24 protein-coding genes and 3 pseudogenes are annotated in these 18,384 nt (G+C 68.7%); 16 read left to right on the forward strand and 11 right to left on the reverse strand.

The window, feature by feature from the left end; genetic code table 11:
- The first annotated feature begins 63 nt into the window (after positions 1–63).
- From ACFVYK_RS00135 to ACFVYK_RS00145, 3 genes and pseudogenes are all read left to right on the forward strand, one after another.
- Positions 64–531 carry a VOC family protein gene (locus tag ACFVYK_RS00135; RefSeq protein ID WP_389766814.1) on the forward strand — a complete coding sequence of 156 codons (468 nt, stop codon included), beginning with the start codon at positions 64–66 and terminating at the stop codon, positions 529–531.
- A gap of 103 nt (positions 532–634) precedes the next feature.
- Positions 635–1,054 carry a DUF1761 domain-containing protein gene (locus tag ACFVYK_RS00140; RefSeq protein ID WP_389766816.1) on the forward strand — a complete coding sequence of 140 codons (420 nt, stop codon included), beginning with the start codon at positions 635–637 and terminating at the stop codon, positions 1,052–1,054.
- Positions 1,055–1,159: 105 nt separating this feature from the next.
- Positions 1,160–1,407 (forward strand): annotated as a pseudogene (locus ACFVYK_RS00145) (IS5/IS1182 family transposase); the annotation flags it as partial.
- Positions 1,408–1,413: 6 nt separating this feature from the next.
- Here the strand turns inward: ACFVYK_RS00145 and ACFVYK_RS00150 are convergent.
- A complete protein-coding gene (locus tag ACFVYK_RS00150; protein WP_389766818.1) occupies positions 1,414–2,010 on the reverse strand; it encodes a TetR/AcrR family transcriptional regulator in 597 nt (198 codons plus the stop codon).
- An 87-nt stretch (positions 2,011–2,097) separates the two neighbouring features.
- On the opposite strand from ACFVYK_RS00150, the gene ACFVYK_RS00155 reads away from it, so the two are divergent.
- From ACFVYK_RS00155 to ACFVYK_RS00175, 5 genes and pseudogenes are all read left to right on the forward strand, one after another.
- Positions 2,098–2,829, forward strand: coding sequence for an SDR family NAD(P)-dependent oxidoreductase (locus ACFVYK_RS00155; RefSeq protein ID WP_389766820.1), 732 nt, complete (start codon positions 2,098–2,100; stop codon positions 2,827–2,829).
- A gap of 55 nt (positions 2,830–2,884) precedes the next feature.
- On the forward strand, positions 2,885–3,346 hold the full coding sequence (locus ACFVYK_RS00160; protein ID WP_389766822.1) for a nuclear transport factor 2 family protein: 462 nt from the start codon (positions 2,885–2,887) through the stop codon (positions 3,344–3,346).
- 90 nt (positions 3,347–3,436) lie between these two features.
- A pseudogene (locus ACFVYK_RS00165) lies at positions 3,437–3,697 on the forward strand (transposase); the annotation flags it as partial.
- 62 nt (positions 3,698–3,759) lie between these two features.
- Positions 3,760–3,993: pseudogene (locus ACFVYK_RS00170) on the forward strand (IS3 family transposase); the annotation flags it as partial.
- A 76-nt stretch (positions 3,994–4,069) separates the two neighbouring features.
- Complete coding sequence (locus tag ACFVYK_RS00175) at positions 4,070–4,573, forward strand: IS3 family transposase (protein WP_389766824.1); 504 nt, start codon at positions 4,070–4,072, stop codon at positions 4,571–4,573.
- Here the strand turns inward: ACFVYK_RS00175 and ACFVYK_RS00180 are convergent.
- Positions 4,530–4,928: a hypothetical protein gene (locus ACFVYK_RS00180; RefSeq protein ID WP_389766826.1), complete on the reverse strand. Its 399-nt coding sequence runs from the start codon at positions 4,926–4,928 to the stop codon at positions 4,530–4,532. The genes ACFVYK_RS00175 and ACFVYK_RS00180 overlap by 44 nt on opposite strands.
- A gap of 1,048 nt (positions 4,929–5,976) precedes the next feature.
- Here ACFVYK_RS00180 and ACFVYK_RS00185 point away from each other — a divergent pair.
- On the forward strand, positions 5,977–6,249 hold the full coding sequence (locus ACFVYK_RS00185; protein ID WP_389766828.1) for a hypothetical protein: 273 nt from the start codon (positions 5,977–5,979) through the stop codon (positions 6,247–6,249).
- A gap of 64 nt (positions 6,250–6,313) precedes the next feature.
- Positions 6,314–6,670 (forward strand): helicase associated domain-containing protein, encoded by a 357-nt coding sequence (locus ACFVYK_RS00190; RefSeq protein WP_389766830.1) that lies wholly within the window; start codon positions 6,314–6,316, stop codon positions 6,668–6,670.
- Between the two features lie 192 nt (positions 6,671–6,862).
- On the opposite strand, the gene ACFVYK_RS00195 is transcribed toward ACFVYK_RS00190, so the two are convergent.
- Positions 6,863–7,837 carry a helix-turn-helix domain-containing protein gene (locus ACFVYK_RS00195; RefSeq protein WP_389766832.1) on the reverse strand — a complete coding sequence of 325 codons (975 nt, stop codon included), beginning with the start codon at positions 7,835–7,837 and terminating at the stop codon, positions 6,863–6,865.
- Positions 7,838–8,028: 191 nt separating this feature from the next.
- Here ACFVYK_RS00195 and ACFVYK_RS00200 point away from each other — a divergent pair, with 191 nt between their 5' ends.
- Positions 8,029–9,384, forward strand: a complete 1,356-nt coding sequence (locus ACFVYK_RS00200) for an MFS transporter (protein WP_389766834.1) — start codon at positions 8,029–8,031, stop codon at positions 9,382–9,384.
- Positions 9,385–9,608: 224 nt separating this feature from the next.
- Here ACFVYK_RS00200 and ACFVYK_RS00205 read toward each other — a convergent pair whose 3' ends face one another.
- Positions 9,609–9,764 carry a hypothetical protein gene (locus ACFVYK_RS00205; protein ID WP_389766836.1) on the reverse strand — a complete coding sequence of 52 codons (156 nt, stop codon included), beginning with the start codon at positions 9,762–9,764 and terminating at the stop codon, positions 9,609–9,611.
- Between the two features lie 112 nt (positions 9,765–9,876).
- Positions 9,877–10,728, reverse strand: coding sequence for a helix-turn-helix transcriptional regulator (locus ACFVYK_RS00210; protein WP_389767169.1), 852 nt, complete (start codon positions 10,726–10,728; stop codon positions 9,877–9,879).
- A 259-nt stretch (positions 10,729–10,987) separates the two neighbouring features.
- Here ACFVYK_RS00210 and ACFVYK_RS00215 point away from each other — a divergent pair, with 259 nt between their 5' ends.
- Positions 10,988–11,317 (forward strand): EthD domain-containing protein, encoded by a 330-nt coding sequence (locus ACFVYK_RS00215; protein WP_389766838.1) that lies wholly within the window; start codon positions 10,988–10,990, stop codon positions 11,315–11,317.
- Between the two features lie 339 nt (positions 11,318–11,656).
- Here ACFVYK_RS00215 and ACFVYK_RS00220 read toward each other — a convergent pair whose 3' ends face one another.
- From ACFVYK_RS00220 to ACFVYK_RS00230, 3 genes are read right to left on the reverse strand one after another with little or no spacing between them, the layout of a single operon-like run.
- The gene (locus tag ACFVYK_RS00220; protein WP_389766840.1) at positions 11,657–11,839 is read right to left on the reverse strand and encodes a hypothetical protein; all 183 of its coding nucleotides are present in this window, start codon (positions 11,837–11,839) and stop codon (positions 11,657–11,659) included.
- A gap of 13 nt (positions 11,840–11,852) precedes the next feature.
- Entirely contained in the window at positions 11,853–12,359 is a 507-nt protein-coding gene (locus ACFVYK_RS00225; RefSeq protein ID WP_389766842.1) for a recombinase family protein, read from the reverse strand.
- Between the two features lie 33 nt (positions 12,360–12,392).
- On the reverse strand, positions 12,393–13,337 hold the full coding sequence (locus ACFVYK_RS00230; protein WP_389766844.1) for a LysR family transcriptional regulator: 945 nt from the start codon (positions 13,335–13,337) through the stop codon (positions 12,393–12,395).
- Between the two features lie 89 nt (positions 13,338–13,426).
- Here ACFVYK_RS00230 and ACFVYK_RS00235 point away from each other — a divergent pair, with 89 nt between their 5' ends.
- Genes ACFVYK_RS00235 through ACFVYK_RS00245 form a run of 3 tightly spaced genes read left to right on the forward strand, consistent with a single transcriptional unit; the run spans position 13,427 to position 16,079 of the window.
- Entirely contained in the window at positions 13,427–14,347 is a 921-nt protein-coding gene (locus ACFVYK_RS00235) for a zinc-binding dehydrogenase (RefSeq protein WP_389766846.1), read from the forward strand.
- Positions 14,344–15,336 (forward strand): alpha/beta hydrolase family protein, encoded by a 993-nt coding sequence (locus tag ACFVYK_RS00240; protein WP_389766848.1) that lies wholly within the window; start codon positions 14,344–14,346, stop codon positions 15,334–15,336. Before ACFVYK_RS00235 ends, ACFVYK_RS00240 begins: the two co-directional genes overlap by 4 nt.
- A complete protein-coding gene (locus ACFVYK_RS00245; protein ID WP_389766850.1) occupies positions 15,333–16,079 on the forward strand; it encodes an SDR family oxidoreductase in 747 nt (248 codons plus the stop codon). Before ACFVYK_RS00240 ends, ACFVYK_RS00245 begins: the two co-directional genes overlap by 4 nt.
- A gap of 156 nt (positions 16,080–16,235) precedes the next feature.
- Here the strand turns inward: ACFVYK_RS00245 and ACFVYK_RS00250 are convergent, their stop codons facing one another.
- The gene (locus ACFVYK_RS00250) at positions 16,236–16,607 is read right to left on the reverse strand and encodes a Tn3 family transposase (RefSeq protein ID WP_389766852.1); all 372 of its coding nucleotides are present in this window, start codon (positions 16,605–16,607) and stop codon (positions 16,236–16,238) included.
- 206 nt (positions 16,608–16,813) lie between these two features.
- Here ACFVYK_RS00250 and ACFVYK_RS00255 point away from each other — a divergent pair, with 206 nt between their 5' ends.
- Positions 16,814–17,389 carry a nuclear transport factor 2 family protein gene (locus tag ACFVYK_RS00255; RefSeq protein ID WP_389766854.1) on the forward strand — a complete coding sequence of 192 codons (576 nt, stop codon included), beginning with the start codon at positions 16,814–16,816 and terminating at the stop codon, positions 17,387–17,389.
- On the opposite strand, the gene ACFVYK_RS00260 is transcribed toward ACFVYK_RS00255, so the two are convergent.
- Positions 17,365–17,625 carry a hypothetical protein gene (locus tag ACFVYK_RS00260; RefSeq protein ID WP_389766856.1) on the reverse strand — a complete coding sequence of 87 codons (261 nt, stop codon included), beginning with the start codon at positions 17,623–17,625 and terminating at the stop codon, positions 17,365–17,367. The genes ACFVYK_RS00255 and ACFVYK_RS00260 overlap by 25 nt on opposite strands.
- Before the next feature lie 136 nt (positions 17,626–17,761).
- Complete coding sequence (locus tag ACFVYK_RS00265) at positions 17,762–18,370, reverse strand: TetR/AcrR family transcriptional regulator (protein ID WP_389766858.1); 609 nt, start codon at positions 18,368–18,370, stop codon at positions 17,762–17,764.
- Positions 18,371–18,384: the final 14 nt, after the last annotated feature.

Genomic DNA, 18,384 nt, shown 5'->3' on the forward strand with positions numbered 1-18,384 from the left:
CGTTCGTGATGCTCATCCCTGACGGCACCCGCCGGTCGCATCCATCGAGGAGAAGAGCAGATCATGACTATCAGCACGACCACCCACCTGAATTTCCGCGGTACCGCTCGCCAGGCGCTCGACTTCTACGCGACCGTGTTCGGCGGCCGGACCGTCATCGCCACCTACGGCGACCTCGGCGTGCCGAAAGAGGTTCCCGGCGCTGACAAGGTCGTGTTCGGGCAGGTCGAGAACGAGGACGGGTTCCGCGTCATGGCCTACGACATCCCCGGTCAGGACGACACCGACATCACGGTGACGGCCGGCTCCACGCGCCGGGAGAACGGTGCCACGATCACCGACCGGACATTCTTCCAGTCCGTTCGCGCCGACACTCTTGACGAGATCACCGGCTACTGGAGCGCCCTCGCCGCGGGCGGCACCGTCATCGAGCCCCTCGCCAAGTCGGCGTGGACTCCCGGTTTCGGCATGCTCACCGACCGGTTCGGCGTCACCTGGGTCCTTGACGTCCAGGCCCCCTACGCCGGCTGACTCCCCCCGCACCGGTGCAGGGCCTCACGGCACCGTGTGAACCCTGCACCCGTGCGGCCCCTCCTCACCACACGAACATCAGCACCAAGCCGGAAAGCAGCACATGATCCTCGACGCATTCGCGCACATCCACTGGTGGGGTGTGCTCGCGGGCACCGCCCTCTTCGCGCTCCTCGGCGGTGTCTGGTTCACCGCCGTCGTCAGCAAGCCCTATGCGAGGGCCGTTGGCCGCGACACGGACACGCCCGCTCCAGCGTCACCGCTGTTCATCGCCGGTCCACTCGTCTGTTCCCTCGCCAACGTCCTGACCAGTGCGATCCTGCTCAGCGCCCTCGACGTCGACACGGTCGGAACCGCCATCTCGTTCGGCCTCCTGACGAGCGTCGGCTACCTCACCGCCATGGCGTTCAACATCGCGATCAACCCCGTCTTCGCCCGCCCCCTCCTCTACGGACTCATCAACGCGCCCTATTTCACCATCGCCGGCACAGGAGCAGCAGTGCTCCTCGTCCTGCTTCCCTGACCCGGCCACAAGCCTCGCCAGACAACGCGTACAGCTCCCCGAGCCAGCACGAATGCGCGGCGCGAGTGGCGAGAACGGCGACCATCCCAAACACACGGGACAACACCGTCAGTCAGCGATCTCGCCTACCAGGGCGCCGGTCTGTGGCCGGCCATGGGCATCAAGCGCAGGCCCCTGCGGGAACTCCCCCCACCGGAAAGCCCCGCAATCAGGCACTGGCCGCAGCATGAGCGCCCGTCGAACGCGACATGGCGAGGCTGAAGTCCTGGCGCATCTTCCGCCGGTCCCGATGCAGCCCCAACCGCATGACATCAATCGCCAGGGCCGTCCCCACCGTGGAGCGGCAACGCTGAGGGAGCTCAGTGAGTGGGGCGGGGCAGTACAGCAAGGGCTGTCCTGGCGATATCGGTCAGCGTCTCCTCACTCGCTCCGGCCTTGCCCAGCGCTTCGATGCCGCGCAGTACGGCGAGCACCAGCGCAGCCAGCTTTCCCGGATCCGCGTCCGAGGCGATATCGCCATTGCGCTGACAGGCCGTGATGTCGTCCTCCAGCAGGGCCTGCAGCGCCTCGATGGCCGCCCGTGCCCGCTTGGCCACCGTCTCGTCGTGTTCGGCCAGCTCGGCTGCGCCCTTGGCCAACAGACATCCGCGGCGGGCGGTGTCTGCGGCAGTCGCCGCCGCCACCGCGTACACGTGGGCGGACAGCCGCGCGTAGGCGGTGGCGTCATCGCCGCACAGCTGCCGACTCACAGCGTCGACGACGGAGCCGCAGTAATCGTCGAACACGCGGTGGAACAGTTCCTGCTTTCCGCCGAACGCGCCGTAGAGGCTGCCTTTGCCGAGCCCTGTTGCCTCGGCGATGTCTTCCATGCGTGTGGCGGCGTACCCACCCGACCAGAACCGCTCCCGGGCAGTGTCCAGTACCTGCTGCTCGTCGAACTTCCTGGGTCGTGCCATGGGGTCAGCCTACCCATTCTTGACTGGTTCGTCCATAACGGCTAGCGTTATGGACGAACCAGTCAAGAATCCAGGGGTGGGCGCGTCATGACGGAAGTACTCGCAGGCAAGGTGGCGGTGGTCACCGGAGCCGGCAGCGGCATCGGGCTTGCCATCGCCAGGCGGTTCGCCGCGGAGGGGGCACGGGTGTTCCTGGCCGGTCGCCGTCAGGAGCCGCTCGACGCGGCCGTCGCTGAGATCGGGCCGGCGGCCACCGGCGTGAGGACCGACGTTTCGGTACAGACGGACCTCGACGACCTCTACTCGGTCGTGCGCGAGGAGGCGGGCCGCATCGACGTGCTTGTCGCCAACGCCGGCAGCGCTGTCCCTCAGCGTCTCGGCGAGATAACGGAGGAAGCCATCGACGCCACCTTCGGAACGAACGTGAAGGGCACGATCTTCACCGTACAGAAGGCGCTGCCCCTGCTGTCGGACGGCGCCTCGATCGTGGTGACAGGATCGACCAACTCCCTGCGCACCGAACCGGGCCTGGAAATCTACGGCGCATCGAAGGCGGCGGTGCGCAACCTGGTGCGCAGCTGGGCGCTCAGCGCGCAGGAACGGAAGTTCCGGGTGAATGTGCTGACCCCGGGCCCGACCGAGACGCCGGGCCTGATCGGCGCCGTGGGCCCGGACCACCGGCTCGCTTCGCAGGTGCCGCTCGGCAGGATCGGCCGCCCGGACGAGATCGCCGCGGTGGCGACGTTCCTGGCCTCGGACGCCTCCAGCTTCGTCAACGGTGCCGACTGGTTCGTCGACGGAGGCCAGGCGCAGGTCTGACCGCGCCCCTCAACCAGCGCGAGAGCGCGCTACACACCCCGCACCAGGAGGAAAAGTGAACGCCATCAGCGATATCCAGAAGCTTCGCGAAGAGATTGCTGTCAACTACTTCCGCATGGTGGACGCGGGCGACCCCGCGGTCATCGACGTCTTCACTGAAGATGCTCAGATGTTCTACCCGAAGTTCGGTATCGCGCGCGGGAAGGCGCAGATCGGAGCGTTCGCTCAGGGTCTCGGCCGGGAAATCACGTCGCTCGAGCACGAGATCGAGAGCTTCACCGTGTTGACGTCCGGGAGCTACGTGATCGTCGAGGGTGCGGAAAGGGGCACAACGATGTCAGGCGTGGACTTCCCTGACGGCGTTTCCTCCTTCGGGCTGTTCTGCAATGTGTTCGAGTTCGAGGATGAACTCATCAAGAGAATCCACATCTACGTGGACCCGGACTTCGCCAACACCCACGCTGAAGGTGTGGCTTGGGGCAAGTCGGTGCAGGACAGCATTGAAGCTTCCCCTTGATCGTGGACACCTGGAGACTGGGATCTTGAGGTTCCAGAGGAAGTAGCACCAGGTGGGCAGCAAGTACATGAAGCGGACACCGAGGAGTTCAAGCGGGACGCGATCGCGCTCGTCGATTCCTCGGGCAAGACGGTCACGGCCGTCGCCCGGGAACTCGGCGTCAGCTCCGAGTCCCTGCGCGGCTGGTACCGCCGGGTGAAGGCAGACCGGGGCGAGGGCGAGTCCGGTGAGCTGACCAGCGCCGAGCGCGAGGAGCTCAAGCGGCTACGCGAAGAGGTCCGCGAGCAGCAGCAGACGATCGAGATCCTGAAAGAAGCGACGGCCTTCTTCGTGAAGGAGAGCGACCGGTGAACGAGCTGTACCGGTTGATCCATGCGGAGAAGGCGACTTATCCGATCGTCCTGCTGTGCCGGGTGCTGAAGGTCGTCCGCTCCTCCTACTACGCTTGGTGCGAGGGCGAGGCCGCCCGCCGTGCCCGGCAGGCCGCCGACGACGCGCTCGCGTACGAGATCGCCGTTGTGCACATCGCTTCCGGGCACACCTACGGTGTCCCGCGCATCCATGCCGAACTGCGCCTCCTGGGCCGGCGGGTGAACCGCAAACGCGTCGCCCGCGTGATGCGTGAGCGCGACATCCGCGGCGTCACCCGGCGCAGGCGGCGTTCGCTGACCCGGCCGGATGCGAAGGCGAAGCCGGCCCCAGACCTGATCGGCCGCGACTTCCATGCCCAGCGCCCCGGCACGAAGCTGGTCGGATATCACCTACCTGCCCACCGCCGAGGGCCGGCTCTACCTCGCCTGCTGGCTGGACCTGGCCACCCGCGAGGTGGTCGGCTACGCCATGGCCGACCACCACCGCGCCGAACTCGTCGTCGACGCTCTCGACATGGCCGATGGCCGGGCGGGACTGGAGCCCGGCTGCGTGGTTCACAGCGATCATGGCAGTGAATACACGTCGACCCAGTTCCGGGCACGAATAGGGAAGTTGGGGCTGCGGCAGAGCTGCGGACGCACCGGACCATGCTCCGACAACGCTGCCGCGGAGAGCTTCTGGGCCCTGCTCAAGGAGGAGATCGGAACCCGGACCTGGCCCGACCGGGCCACCGCCCGCGCCGAGGTCTTCTCCTTCATCGAGACCTTCTACAACCGCCGCCGCCTGCGCAAGCACCGGACTCTCGGCTACCTCACCCCGACCAGGCAGCGGCATCTAAACGCCCTCGCGGCATAACGATCACGTGTCCGAGATCACGGGGAAACTTCAAAGAGAGTGACGTTGCGGCCAACTCCGTTGGCTGGCAGGTGTATCGGTACGACTTGGAGCGCCCGTCGCAGGTGCTGCCTGGGGACTTTCCGATGTCAAGCGCTGGCACCTCACCCACCAGCTCATCGACCTCAAAGAGCTCTTCCAAGCCCGAGTGAAAGCCCAAAACAGCACACCCGAGGCGTTCGCCCACGAGCTCAGCGAGCACGAGAAACTCAAGAAGAAGTACGCCGAACCGGGCCTCCGCTATCAGGGCCGGGTGCAGCGTCGCGAGGTAGGCCTTGAGGAGGTGCTCGGCGGCGACCGTGAACCCGGCACCCAACAGGCAACGATAACGGTAGTCGCTTCGGAGCGACGTTGCTGAGCAACGGCGAGAGGATCGAACCCTGCGGGGTTCCGGTGTCGTTGACCAGCAGGAAGCCGGGATCGGCAACGAGATTGAACAGGTCGTCGAACCTGCGATGAGGATCATCACGAGCCCAACGGTGCAGCTTGGTCTGGATCTTCGGTACCCGGCGCTCCGCCTCATACAAGGCGTGCTCCAGCTCGTCGGTATTCACCGGCGACCCTCCCGACATTCCAGTACTTCGGCCACTGACTTGCTGGCCCCCTTTGCCCTGCGACCGGTTTTCCCGGCTCCACGACGGGTCGTTACTCCCGCGACTACTACGGGGCCTCCGCCCCACCCACGGCCATCAGTCGGCAACGGACCTGCCCACCACCGAACCGGCTGTCCGGCGGCTCGGGCGACCGCGGACGGTTCCCACGTTCGCCACGCAATCGATCGGTCAGGGAGGTGCCCAGCTCTACTCCGGCAGCATCGCCACGCCTACGCCGCAGGCTTTCAACGTGACCTCCCCGCCGGAACAGGAAATCCGGCTTCGGAGTTGATCCACCCGTCCGAGGACAAGCGGATCACGCGCTGCATACCGGCCCGTATCCACCAGGTTTGAGCCGGCTCGCTGCTTACGGAGCTTCAACCACTGGTTCGCTCTCGCTACACCTTCTGACCTCGCTAGACGGACCCGCACCGTCCGGTAGTCCCGGCACGTCCCGCCGTTGTCGGGGCCGCTTGCTACCCTCCCCGGCGTTCCCCGGGTCAGGCTGCCCCCAGCTTCACCAGACCGCTGCGACGGCCTGGAGGAGAAGGTCTTCCACCTCCACTCGATTGCGTAGCGCCTCGTGGCGCACTCCTGTGTCATCGGACCTTGACCGTTTGTCAGCAAACTTTGATGGACGCGAGTTTGTGTCATCGAAGTTTGATCACCGCAGTTCAGAGGATCGCGGTGGCCGCTGTCGTCGTTCGTTCGAATGCTGACAGGGGAGGGGTGCCCCATGGCGGGCGCGATGCCGGTCCGTACGATCCCGGGGTGACCTCGCCTTTCATATCGATTCCGCGCCGTCAGCTCGCCTCCTTCGGCGCCGTCGCAGGACTGTGCCTGTTCGCCTGGTGGGCCGTGCAGCCGGTCGGCGACGACTGTCCCACCGAGGGCCGCACACTGTCCTCCGACCCGTACGGGTCCACCTACGACCCGGCCGAAGCCAAGGGCTCCAGTACGAGCGCTGCGTTCGGCTCCGGCGGCGACGACCCTTGCCAGGCGGAAACTCAGCACCCGCGCCTGTACGGGTGGCTCGGCCTGTAGGTGCGCTGTCACATGGTGCGCTGGCCCACAGCACGCGCGAACCAGCGAGGACCTGGGGCGGTGGGTGCGCTCTGTCCGGCTGGGCTGGGAGAAGCTCACCACCGTGCAACAGTGGATGTGCGAGCACATCCTCGGCATCGAGCCCGCGGCCGAGGACCAGAAGCCGCGCCCGCGCCGCACCCAGGCCGACAACTGGGCCATGAACTACGCCGCCGCCCGCCAGTACTACCAGCGCGAAGGACATCTGAAGGTGCCCAGAAAACACCTCGAGACGATCGTCGTCAGCGACGGGGACGGCGAGGACCAGGAGGAACGGGAGCTCCGACTCGGCGCATGGATCAGCAACCAGCGCAGCAGAGCCGCGACGCTGACACCCGAGCGGATGGAGCAGCTCTCCACCATCGGCATGCGATGGGCATGACCATGAGGGACCGCCGTATCACGACAGCCCGCCGTCACCCTGGCATGACTTCCTCGGAACCAGCCGCTGGGCCGTCGCCCCACCTGCAGGACCCCAGCTCACACACACCAACCTCCCCGCCCTTCCTCTCAACCAATCAGCAACACACCGGGCCAGCCGCCTCCCCGCACACCAACAAGCCCCCTCCGAGCGTCAGCTGTTCAGGAGCCGTTCGGCGAGGTCCGTGCGGAGGTAGAGCACGCTCCGGCCGGCCCGGTGCGAGACGGCCAGGCCGGCCGCGCGCAGAGCCGTGAGGTGATGGGAGACGGTCGGCGTCGGCATGCCCGTGCGTGCGGCGAGCTCCGTGGTGGAGACCGGGGTGCCCAGCTCCGTCAGCAGCAGGGCCCGGGGGCGGCCCAGGACGCCCGCGACCGCCTCCGGCACCAGGACGCGGCCGCGCTCCCAGAGAGTGCCGACACCCCGTGCCGGATAGACGAGGCCCGGCTGGTTGGGCGGGGTGCTCTGGGAGAAGACCCCCGGCCACACGAAGACCGAGGGGATCAGCACCAGGCCCTGCCCGCCGTTGAGGGCGCGGCTGGCCTCGTACCCGGGGTGGGCCACCCGCAGGATGCCGTTGTCCCAGCCAACCGACGGATGCAGGTCGGCGAAGAGCGCTTCGGTGCCGCCGCGGGCGATCAGGCGCCCGCGGCGCAGGATCTCACCGTCCAGGAGGCGGACGATGCGCGGCCAGTGCGGCGCCAGCGCGATCTGCCAGTAGGCGCGGATCTCGTCGGCGAGCCGGGCCAGACCGCGGGCCGGGGCCTCGTACAGTTCCGCGACCTCGGGGGGGAACGGGGCGGAGATGCGATCGAGGTCGGCCCGCACCGCCTCCGGCCCCGTCCGCAGCAGGCGGTCGATCTCGTCGTCCAGCGTCGGCTCGCCGGACTCCGGGACCGGCGTGAGGAAGTCCGGCACGTAGGCGGCCGGTACGGGCACCAGTGCGGTGAGCAGCGGGAACCGGATCCGGTCCGTGGCGAGCCGGTCGCCGACGTCGCGGGCCCACGCCAGGTGCAGGGGGTGCCGGCCGGGGTCCTTCAGCGACTCGATGCTGGTGACGACCTCCCACAGCGGTGACCGGGCGAACCGTGAGCGGGCGAGGTCGCCGGCGGAGAACTCGAGCGTCAGCACGTTCCCTCCCCGCCTTCCGTGTTCCGCCCGTGGATTCGACTCAGATGAAATCTATTGGCCTGCGTTCCGGACAGCCACAGGCTGGTCGGCAGATCGCCACCGCGCCCCGTCGGTCCACGCCTCATGCGACCGCGCCCCCTCCCGTCCTGTGCGCCGCCCCGCGCGGCTCCGCCCGAAAGGCTTCCACACCCATGTCCGAAACAGTTGCCCCGGAACGCGAGGGCTTCCTGCAGCGCAGGCTCGCCCTGCCCGATATGCGCGGCAACCGGAAGATGGTCAACGCCGCCGTCATCGACAGCATCGGCTCCGGCCTCATCCTCGCCTTCGTCCTCGTCTACTTCGCCAAGACCACCGACCTCTCGCTGCCCGCGATCGGCGGCGCGCTCACCCTGGCCCGGTTCCTGGCCGTGCCCACCGCGATGGTGGTGGGGCCGCTGATCGACCGGTGGGGGGCGCGGGTCGTCGCTCTGGTGGGCAACCTGATCTCGGCCGTCGGCTACGCCGGGTTCCTGGTCGCCGGGGACCTTTGGCAGATCGTCGCGGTGGCCTTCCTGACGCAGGTGGGCGGGGTGGCGTACTGGACGTCCAGCAGCGGCTTGGTGGTGCTCGCCTCGACGCCGGAGCGGCGGCCGCGCTGGTTCGCGCTGCTGCACATGCTGCGGAACAGCGGCCTGGGGCTCGGCGGCGCTCTCGGCGCCCTGCTGGTCGGCTTCGACGGCACCACCGGGCTGAAGCTTTTGGTCGTCACGAACGCCGCCAGCTATCTGGTCGCCGCGCTGCTGCTCGCTCTGTGGCGGCCGCCGCTCGCCGTCGTCCAGGCCGCGGCGCGACAGAAGGAGGAGCAGGAGCGGAAGAAGCAGCGGCAGGAGGGGGTGGAGGACGCGGCGAAGCCCAAGGCCAAGGGCGGTTACGGGACCGTGCTGCGCGACAAGCGGTACATGCTGCTCGTCGGCATCAACATCAACTTCGTGTTCGCGGCGCTGGTGCTGAGCCTGCTGATCGCGGTGTTCGTGACCGAGGGCCTGGGGCAGGCGGCGTGGATCGGCGGTGTCCTGCTCGTCCTCAACAGCGTGCAGGTCGCGGCGACCCAGACGCTCGTGAACCGGCGCCTCGAGCGGTACCGGCCGATCCGGGTGATCGCCGCCGGCAGCCTGATCAACGCCCTCGCGTTCGGGATCTTCGCGGCCCTCGGCCTCGCCCCCGCCTGGGCGGCGGTGGTCGGCCTGTTCGTCGCCATGGTCCTCTACAACTTCGCCGAGACCGCCGCGACCCCGTTCTCCGAGGACCTGTCGGTCTCCCTCGCCCCCGAGCACCTGCGCGGCCGCTACCTGGCCGTCTACCAGCTGTCCTGGACCTTCGGGCAGACGGTCGCCCCCCTGCTGCTGACCCTGCTGCTCGATCTGGGCGCCGCGTGGCCGTGGGTGTTCCTGATGACGCTCGGCCTGTTGGCGGTGCCCGCACTGCTGCTGCTCGAGCGGATGGTGGAGGCGGCCAAGCCGAGCAGGGTGAAGAGTGGTGGCGGTGGAGGGCGGTCGCCTACGCGGTGAAAGGCTCTGCGGGGCTTCAGCCGAACGATCGTCCCCGCAGGCTAGAGGCGAGGCCCGGGGACACTGTCCCCTCCACGCCGCCGGCCACAACGGGACCGCACGCGCAGGCATTTCCGACCCAGCCGACTGCCGGGCGGGCTCCCGTCCCGGCTCGGGGGAAACACGGAACGGGAGCCCTGCCTCCCATCTTCCCCGCATCGTGGCCGCGGGGCCGCGTGGATGCGTCAGGCGCTGCGTGGTCGGCGCACTGCCGTCTTCTTCGCAGTCTTCTTGGCGGCGGTCGTCTTCTTCGACTCGCCCGTCGCCGCGGTCTTCTCGGCCGGCGTCTTCCTCGTGCTCTTCTTGGCCACCGCCGTCTTCTTCGGCTCGAGGTCGTGCACGTCGGCGTCGCCGGTTTCGCCGCACAGTCCGGTGTTCAGCTGTTCGGCCAGCAGCCGACGAGGTCACCTGCCCCTCCGCCATGGGACACGACGATTATTCCGCGAGGACTCCTCAGCCGGATACATCCATGCGCTGTGTGCCGATGACCGACAGCAGCCGCAGCGCCTCCTGTGCGGGAGAGCCGGGCTCGACCGTGAAGAGCACGATCTGCTGGTCCCGGCCGGCGATGTCGAGGAAGGTGCAGTTGAGGGTGATGGGACCGATCAGCGGGTGATCGACGGTCTTGAGCAGGGTGGGCTCGGGGCGCACGTCGTGCGCGGCCCACAGTCGGGCGAACTGCGCGCTGCCGGCGAGGAGGTCCCCCACCAGCGTGGCCACCTCGCGGTCGTCGGGGTAGCGGGCGGCGGCGGCGCGCAGGCGCCGGACCGCGGCGCGGGCGAACGCCTCCGCGTCGAACGGGTCGTACGGCGGCCGCTCGCGCGACGGCGGTGCGAGGTAGGCACGGCGCACGAGGTTGCGCTCGCGCCGGGACAGAGGGGAAAAATCCTCCAGGAGGGCGGCGGCCAGATCGTTCCAGGCGATCACCTCGTAGGTCGCGGAGAGCACGATCGCCGCGGTGTGCGGCAGTCGCCGCAACAGGTCGAGGATGCTGTGCGGTACTTCGCGTGAGGGACCGGCCGGCGGACCGGGCGGGGCGCCGGCGAGGTGGTGCAGGTGGTCGCGCTCGGCGTCCGACAGGCGCAGGGCCCGGGCCAGGCCGGCGAGTACCTCGCGCGAGGGGCGCGGGCCGCGGGCCTGCTCGAGGCGCGTGTAGTACTCGGTCGAAATGAACGCCAGCTGCGCCACCTCCTCGCGGCGCAGCCCCGGTGTGCGGCGGCGCGGCCCGGCGGGCAGACCCACGTCGGCAGGGATGATGTGCTCGCGCCTGCCACGCAGAAAGCCGGCCAGCTCTTGTCTGTCCAGACCTCCAGTGTGCGTGGGTGCTACGGAGCCGATCCAGGTACCGCCGGTGCCTGGATCGGCTCCGCAGCCGGGCGCAGGTTTGCTGCCATGGACAACGCGCAGATCACCGATACCGCAGTCCCCGCCGCCGAGGGCCTGCCGTCAACGGTGGTGTGCACCCGACCGGTCCCGGCGCGCGTATCGGCGCATTCCTGACTGGTGATACCGGGCCGGCGAATCATCGCTCATCGAACAGAAACGGACAGGCATCATGATCAAAATGGTCATCACGTTGAAGCGTCGCGAGGGCATGACTCATGACGAGTTCACCCACTACCAGCGGAACATCCACAGGCCGCTCCTCATGTCCATCCCGGAGGCGAAGCAGTACATCCGCCGCTTCGTGGTGTCGTATCCCGTCCCCGCGCCGAACTATCCCGAACCGGACTACGGCTCGGTGGTCGAGACATGGTTCGACACGATGGACGACCTCAGCGCGCTCTTCTCCTGCGAGAACTTCCTGAAGACCGTCGACCCGGACCACGAAAAATTCGTCGACCTGAACAGCTTCGGAAGCATCATCTCCGAAGAGGAGGTCGTCGTCGGCTGAGAGCCCGGCACCGAGTTCGCCACGGCCTCCACCGACAGCCGGGCAGAACCAGCAGGCCCAGCCTGGGTGGAGGCCCGGCCCGCTGCGCTCACCGCGTCTCGTGCACCGGCTCGCGCGCATCCTTGTCCAGATCACCGCGCAAGCTCACGATGCGCACGCCGTCGGCCGTGGTGAAGATGGCTGTCGAGGGATCGGGCTGGGCTGGATGAGAGACTGTCCGCCAAATCGGGCTCGTGAAGGCCGGTGCCTGTGATCCGGGCATGACCCCGGCGGGTCAAGGTCGTTGACGGGGCGTGAACAACACGAAGCGCACGCTTGTCGCCGTCACCCAACGTGCGCCTATCCAGCATCTGCGGGAACAGCCCACAGCTGCACGGTGCCGTCGTCGTCGAGGCCGTTTTCGTCGTGGCTGATCGTGGCGAGGAGGGTTCTGTCGGGTGAGAACGCCACCGCGACCAATTCGCTTTGGCCGGTGAGGGGTTGGCCGACGGGGGTGCGGGTGACCGGGTCCCACAGCCGCACCGTGCCGTCCCGGCTACAGGTGGCGAGGAGCCCGCCGTCGTTCTCCCGTTCGTGCCCGAGTCCTTGGACAGAGGACTACGCGGTCCCCGGCGGACGGCCGCCTGCTGCCTCTTCCTCCGGGGCTGCTGAGCCGGAGCCCGACATCGCTCGCTTTCAGTTCTTCGGCGAGCATGGCAAGTTCGATGCCGCGCCCGAGACGCTTGTGCTCGTGGACGACCAGGGTCACCGCAACGCCCGAGGAGCGGATCTCTCCGGCGATCCTCACGGCGGCCTCCAGCTCGGGGCGCCGGGCGGCGCGGGTGGAGATCTTCTCCGAGCAGACCCGCGTCACCCCGGTCTCGGCGAGTGAGTCGAGCTGCGCGTCGAGGGATTGCCGGGCGGTCGAGGCTCGGGCATAGCCGGGGCGGACGTGCCCGACCGGCTTGGCGCCGGAGCTCGCGGGCCGGGGCAGCCCGGTCCACACCGCCCCCGGCTTGCGTACGGCAGGGGTCGGCACGCTGAGTGCCTTGGGAGCGACCACCTATGAAACGGACTGGCGCTGTCTGCAACGAGGTCATTCTGATCCGGACCCAGGATCGCTTGTGGGTGGTTCGGGCAGCCAGTCGCGAGCAGGGTCGTACTCCAGCCATCGCCTGCGCCCAGCTTCTCCCGCGCAGGCGGCGGTGAGGCTGTTCAGTCCCGGGTGCCCGTTGCCGGTGCGCCACAGCAGTGACCAGGCGTACAGCGGCGTGGGATCGACCAGGGGGACGGAGCACAGTCCGGGGACCTCCGGCAGTGGCACATCCGCAGGTACCAGCGAGAAGCGTCGCGGGTCTTCCGTCACCTCGGCAAGGAAGTGGGCCAGCCCCAGGTTGACGCTCGTCGCCGTGTTCTGGATGGCGAACCGGTCGGCGAACCGGTGGAGGAAGTCGAGTCGGTTCAGCGGACCGGGCGCCCACAGCATGCTGCCGCGCAGCTGGTCCGGTCGCAGCGCCGGCTCGGCTGCGAGCGGATGGTCCTCGCTCAGTACGGCATCCACCGGCTCGAGGCGGACGAGGCGGTGGGCAAGGCCGACGGGCAGCGGGGGGTGAACGCGACCGAAGGCCGCGTCGATGTCGCCGCGCAGCAGTGCCGTCGTCACCGACGGCAGATCGCGCCCGTGCCCCAACGTCAGCTTTCCGGCTTGTCCAGCGACTTGGGCCAGCGTCCGCATCGGCGCGTAGAGGTGACCCCAGACGTCTACGCGCAACGGATCATCCGTGACGACCACTGCCGCGACGGCGGCGTCGGCGGCGGCCACTGCTTGCCGGGCCGGTAGGAGGAAACGCTGTCCGGCCTCGGTGAGGCGTAGGCCGTTGCCGCCGCGCTGGAACAGTTCGGTGCCGAGCAGAGATTCCAGCCGCGCGATCCTCTTGGACAGCGCCTGCTGGGAGATGGCGAGCTGTCCGGCCGCCCGTCCGAAGTGCAGTTCCTCGGCAGTGCGCACGAAGGCACGTACTTGCGCCACGTCGAGATCCATGGCTCCCACCATAGGTGACAACCAAGGGTTGTCGGCTGTGCTTGTTCGTTGTTGGATCGCAGGGGGGCCGCGGAGGTTGCATCCTCCTCATGCAGAGACTGATTCCCACGGGAGAAGCGGCGTGCCCGGTCGCCTTCGCCGAGGTCCCACAGGCCGAGCCGGAGTCCGGTGAGGTACTGATCAAGGTCGAGGCGTTCGCCCCGAACCGGGGGGAGACGTTTCTTCTCGAACAGCCCCGGCCGGAGCTGCTGCCCGGCAAGGACGTCGCAGGGCTCGTTGTACAGGCGGCAGCCGACGGATCCGGCCCCGGCATCGGCACCCGCGTGGTCGGGCACCCGGCGCAGGGCGGCTGGGCCGAGTACGCCGCCGTGCCCACGCACTCGCTCGCGGTGCTCCCCGACAGCATCGACAGCGTACGGGCGGCGGCCCTGCCGCTGGCCGGGATAACTGCCCTGCGGCTGCTGCGTAGGGCTGGCTCCCTGGCCGGCCGGCGGGTGCTGCTGACCGGCGCCTCGGGTGGCGTCGGTCACTACGTCACCGAGCTGGCTGTCGGTGCCGGAGCCGAGCTGACCGCGGTGACGGCCACGCCGGTGCGCGGTGAGCGGCTCGCGGAGCTGGGCGCGAAGGTGGTGCACGAGGTCGCGGCGGCCCAGGGACCGTTCGATGTCGTGCTGGAGTCCACGGGCGGGCCGGATCTGCCCCTCGCCCTGTCGAAGATGCGCCCGGGCGGCACGCTCGTCTGGTTCGGTCAGGCGAGCCGTACCCCGGTGACCCTCGACTTCTTCCAGCTTCTCGGCGGACCTGAGCGGGTCACCATCCAGCACTTCCACTACGCCGGCGCGCCGTACGACTCCGACCTCTCGGCACTGGTGCGCCTCGTGGAACAGGGCCGACTGCACCCGGAGATCGGCCGCATCACCGACTGGGCACAGACCGCCGACACTTTGGTCGACCTACGAGAGCGCCGGATACGCGGCAAGGCCGTGCTGCTGACCGGAGGAGCACGATGAACGCCACCGAGTTCGCCGCCGCCCAGTGGACACGCGCCACCGGTGCGGGCGTGGACCCCCACGAGTACCAGCGCGTCACCGCCGGCCTCACCTCCGTCACCGACTGGGGCCCGTCCTTCCTGCGCACCGGACATAGCTACCTCCAGCGTGCGGAGCACGCGAGATCACCCCTCTCAGCGGGTGAATACCTGCTGATGGCGGCCCGGTGGTTCCACCTGGCCACCTTGGCACCGTACGCGGAAACACCGCGGGCCGCTGTTGAGGCGGATCACGCGTTGAGCCGGGCGCTGACCGTGCTGGAGCCCGCTGCGCGGCGGGTGAGCGGCGAGGGATTCACCGGCTGGCTGCGCGGCCCCGCCGACGCCCCGGGGACCGTGGTCGTCATCCCCGGCCTGGACTCGGCCAAGGAGGAATTCCTCGACCTGGTGTCCGCGCTGCTGGCCAGGGGTCTCGCGGTGTTCGCGATGGACGGCTCCGGACAGGGCGTGCTCGCGGCCACCACGGCCTTCGTGCCGGACTACGAGCGGGTCGTAGGCCGGGTCATCGACGCCCTCGGCGTCGCCCGCATCGGGCTCGTCGGACTGAGCCTGGGCGGCTATTTCGCGGCCCGGGCCGCGGCGCTGGAGCCACGCGTGGCGGCCGTCGCCACCGTCAGTGGCCCCTTCCGCCTCGACTGGGAGGAACTACCCCAGCCTGTACGGGGCATCATGGCCCAGCGCACCGGAGGAGCCGACGCCGCCCGCGAGTTCGTACGGCAGGTGGACCTCGCCGCCCTGGCGCCCCGCATCGCGGCCCCGCTGCTGGTCGTGGACGGCGGTCAAGACGTCATCCCCGGCGTGACGAACGGCGAGCCCCTGGCCCGCCTGGCACCGCGCGGCAGCTACCTGTCCGTCCCACACGGCGACCACCTCCTCGGTAACGCGCGGCCCGACTGGCTGCCCCACCTCAGTGACCACCTCACGCGCACCCTGATGGGAGCACTGGTATGAACCGTTTCACCGACAAGACCGTCCTCATCACCGGTGGCACCAGCGGCATGGGCCTGGCGACCGCCCACCGCCTCGTCGCCGAAGATGCCCAAGTCATCGTCACCGGCCGCACCCGCGAACGGGTGGACTCCGCCGTCAAGGCGCTCGGGCCGAGCGCCTCGGGAATCGTGGCCGACTCTGCCGACCTCGGCGCGGTGGACGCGTTGATGGAGGCCGTCCGGGACCGTCACGGCCAGCTGGACGGCCTCTTCGCGAACGCGGGCACCGGCACGTTCCTGCCGTTCGAGAGCATCGCGGAGACTGACTTCGACCACGGCATCGACGTCAACTTCAAGGGGGTGTTCTTCAGCGTCCAAAAGGCACTGCCGCTGCTGGCGGACGGAGGCTCGATCGTCATCAACGCCTCCTGGACCGTTCATCGGGGCAACAGCGTCCTGACCCTTTACTCGGCAACCAAAGCCGCCGTGCACAACCTGGCCCGAACCCTCGCCGCCGCTCTCGCCCCGCGCGGTATCCGCGTCAACTCCGTCAGCCCCGGCTATATCGACACCCCGATGTACCCGGCCGACGCGCTGACCGCAGCGGAGGCAAAGGCGGTCACCGACCAGATCGTCGCCGGCCGCTTCGGACGCCCGGAAGAGGTCGCCGCGGCTGTGGCCTTCCTCGCCTCGACCGACGCGTCCTACGTCAACGGTCAGGATCTCGTCATCGACGGCGGCCTGGTCGGGGCAGTACCCGCCTGACGATCGGCCGAACACACACAGTCCGACGCGCCTTCTCCGGAGCGGTGCGGCCTCTCTCGCTTCGTTCTCCACGTTCGACGACGAGAACCCGTCCGACCACCGCCACGCTGTCTTGTTCGATCGGGCGCCGGTGAGGTCTGAAGTCGTCAGAGCCCGTCATCGTGTCTCCGTAGTCGACCGAGTAGCAGCCTCCGCCGAGGTGCGGGGGCGAGGCACGGCAGAGGCCGGCCTCAGGTTGAGGCGCTTGTCGATGTCCAGGCGGAAGGTGCCGTACGGGTTGACGTTGGACCAGAACAGCGCGGTCAGGCCGCGTCGGTTCTCGTCGCTGAGCCTCTTTGCCCAGGTTGGTTCGGCCAGAACCTGCTGAACCAGCAGGGTGTTGACATGCACGAGCGCGGACTGGAGCAGGTGCAGGGCGAGCATCGAGGTCTCGAAGTGCTCTTTGTCCGGGCCGGTTAGCCTCGGGCTTTCACGAGCAGTGCCGTCTACCGCTTGATCAGAGATGCGAGGAGCGCTCCTGAACTGCACAGATGGGACCTGTGGAGGGTCCTGGACGTTGCTGCGGAAGCGCACTTCTCGGATGAAGAGTGCTGACCTGTAGCTGCATGTCGCGTCCAGCGCGTCGGCCGTGGGATCAGACGGGTGAGTGCTGCTGGTCGAGACAGTCCGCAACACCGGCTCGCATCAGGCGATGATGATCGTTAGATGCCTGTGCGTATCACTTGGGGGGTCTTGTGAGTCTGAGTCCGCGTGAGGTGTTTCTCCGCCTTGTTCATGGCGTCGCCGACGGGAACTCAAGCGAGTTGCCTGCCCTGTACGGCGAGGTTACCGACGTCCGGCATCCGATGGCGACGCCGGAGTCCGAGCCGTTGACGAGTCGGCGTGCGCTCCGGGAGCACTTCACGGTGCCGCCGGAAATGCGGGAGTCCTTGCCGAAGAGGAGTGTCGTCGATGTCCTCGTCCACGAGACCGCCGATCCTGAAGTGATCGTCGCCGAGTTCGCCTACGAGTTCACGTTGCCGGACGACTCCAGGTCCAAGGTGCCCTGCGTCTTCGTCATGCGTGTGCGGGACGGTCAGATCATCGAGTCTCGCGACTACATCGACCCGATCCGTACGTACAGGGCACGCGGGGACCTCGACCGCCTCCTCGCGTCGTTGCGCAAGGGCGTTTCCACCGCGCCTCTTCATGACCTGCAGAGGTCGATTGCCATCAGCCCTACGCCGGGGCGGCCGCCGGGCAGGCCCTTCGCACGCAAGGACGTGTCCGGCGTCGTGGGCGGCGTTCAGCGGCCGGCGGGCTCGGGGTAGGGCTGGCGGCGCCGGTCCGGGTCGTCGACGCCGATCTCGTACCAGGGCTCGTCGCGCTTCAGCCGGGGCAGGGTGTTCACCCAGACCGCGATGGCGATGCCCTGGACGTCGGCGGTGAGCGCTTGGAGGCGGTTGTGCGCACGCTCGCCGACGGCACCGCCGGGGCCCGGCTGCACCCCTACGCCGACCTCCGGCCCGCCGGCACCCGCTCCGCCGACCTGCGACGGCTCGGGCACCGCTCCCAGGGTTCTCCAGACACCTCGTATGTATCTCAGAGAGCCTGCGAAGCAGGTCAGGGCGTTTGTCTTCCTCGGCGACCGTTCAACGGTTGTCGTCGTATGGTCCAGCCGTTTGGCCTGATCGGTGACCTGGTCACTTCGAGCCGTAGTAGAGCCGGAGGAACTCCCCCATCGCCGCATCGACGCCGACGCGGTCACCGGTGGCGAGCAGGTCGAGCAGCAGACCGCGGACAGTGGCGAGTCCCAGCCTGGCCCGGTTCCGGGCCACGGCAGGGTCCGCCCCTGCGGCGACCTCGGCGGCCACGAGCGGCTCCAGCCAGTCGTTCACGAGCCCTTCGAGGACCGGGGCGGCCTCGGGGCGGCCCCGCAGCGCGTGCCCACAGACTTCGAAGAAGAGCCTCTCCTGATCAGCCAGCCGGGGGTCCGTGAGCTGCTGCCAGAGGAGCCGCGCAGCGTCGGCAGGCGAGAGACCGGGTTCCAGGCGGAGCCGGGACAGCAGATCACGCTGGCGCTGCTCCGACGTCCGGACGATCTCGACGAGCAGCTGTTCCTTGGAGCCGAAATAGTGGATCAGCATGCGGTGGCTGACGCCGATCGCGGCGCCCAGGCGGCGCAGGCTCAGGTCCGTGAGGCCGTGTGCCGCGACGTAGTCAACGGCCGCGTTCACCAGGTGAGCACGCCGGCCCCCGTCCGCGGCTGGCGTGCCCTCGCCCTCGGGATGCGAGCCGTCCGTGTTCACCACGTCGCGAGTGTACC

Origin of the sequence: Streptomyces sp. NPDC058291, from assembly GCF_042880855.1 — a bacterium.
GTDB lineage: Bacteria > Actinomycetota > Actinomycetes > Streptomycetales > Streptomycetaceae > Streptomyces.

Bases quoted from the DNA above. Each gene is read 5' to 3' on its own strand.
- ACFVYK_RS00135 (WP_389766814.1), top strand. From the start codon at position 64: ATGACTATCAGCACGACCACCCACCTGAATTTCCGCGGTACCGCTCGC.
- ACFVYK_RS00140 (WP_389766816.1), top strand. From the start codon at position 635: ATGATCCTCGACGCATTCGCGCACATCCACTGGTGGGGTGTGCTCGCG.
- ACFVYK_RS00150 (WP_389766818.1), bottom strand. From the start codon at position 2,010: ATGGCACGACCCAGGAAGTTCGACGAGCAGCAGGTACTGGACACTGCC.
- ACFVYK_RS00155 (WP_389766820.1), top strand. From the start codon at position 2,098: ATGACGGAAGTACTCGCAGGCAAGGTGGCGGTGGTCACCGGAGCCGGC.
- ACFVYK_RS00175 (WP_389766824.1), top strand. From the start codon at position 4,070: ATGCCCAGCGCCCCGGCACGAAGCTGGTCGGATATCACCTACCTGCCC.
- ACFVYK_RS00200 (WP_389766834.1), top strand. From the start codon at position 8,029: ATGTCCGAAACAGTTGCCCCGGAACGCGAGGGCTTCCTGCAGCGCAGG.
- ACFVYK_RS00215 (WP_389766838.1), top strand. From the start codon at position 10,988: ATGGTCATCACGTTGAAGCGTCGCGAGGGCATGACTCATGACGAGTTC.
- ACFVYK_RS00230 (WP_389766844.1), bottom strand. From the start codon at position 13,337: ATGGATCTCGACGTGGCGCAAGTACGTGCCTTCGTGCGCACTGCCGAG.
- ACFVYK_RS00235 (WP_389766846.1), top strand. From the start codon at position 13,427: ATGCAGAGACTGATTCCCACGGGAGAAGCGGCGTGCCCGGTCGCCTTC.
- ACFVYK_RS00240 (WP_389766848.1), top strand. From the start codon at position 14,344: ATGAACGCCACCGAGTTCGCCGCCGCCCAGTGGACACGCGCCACCGGT.
- ACFVYK_RS00245 (WP_389766850.1), top strand. From the start codon at position 15,333: ATGAACCGTTTCACCGACAAGACCGTCCTCATCACCGGTGGCACCAGC.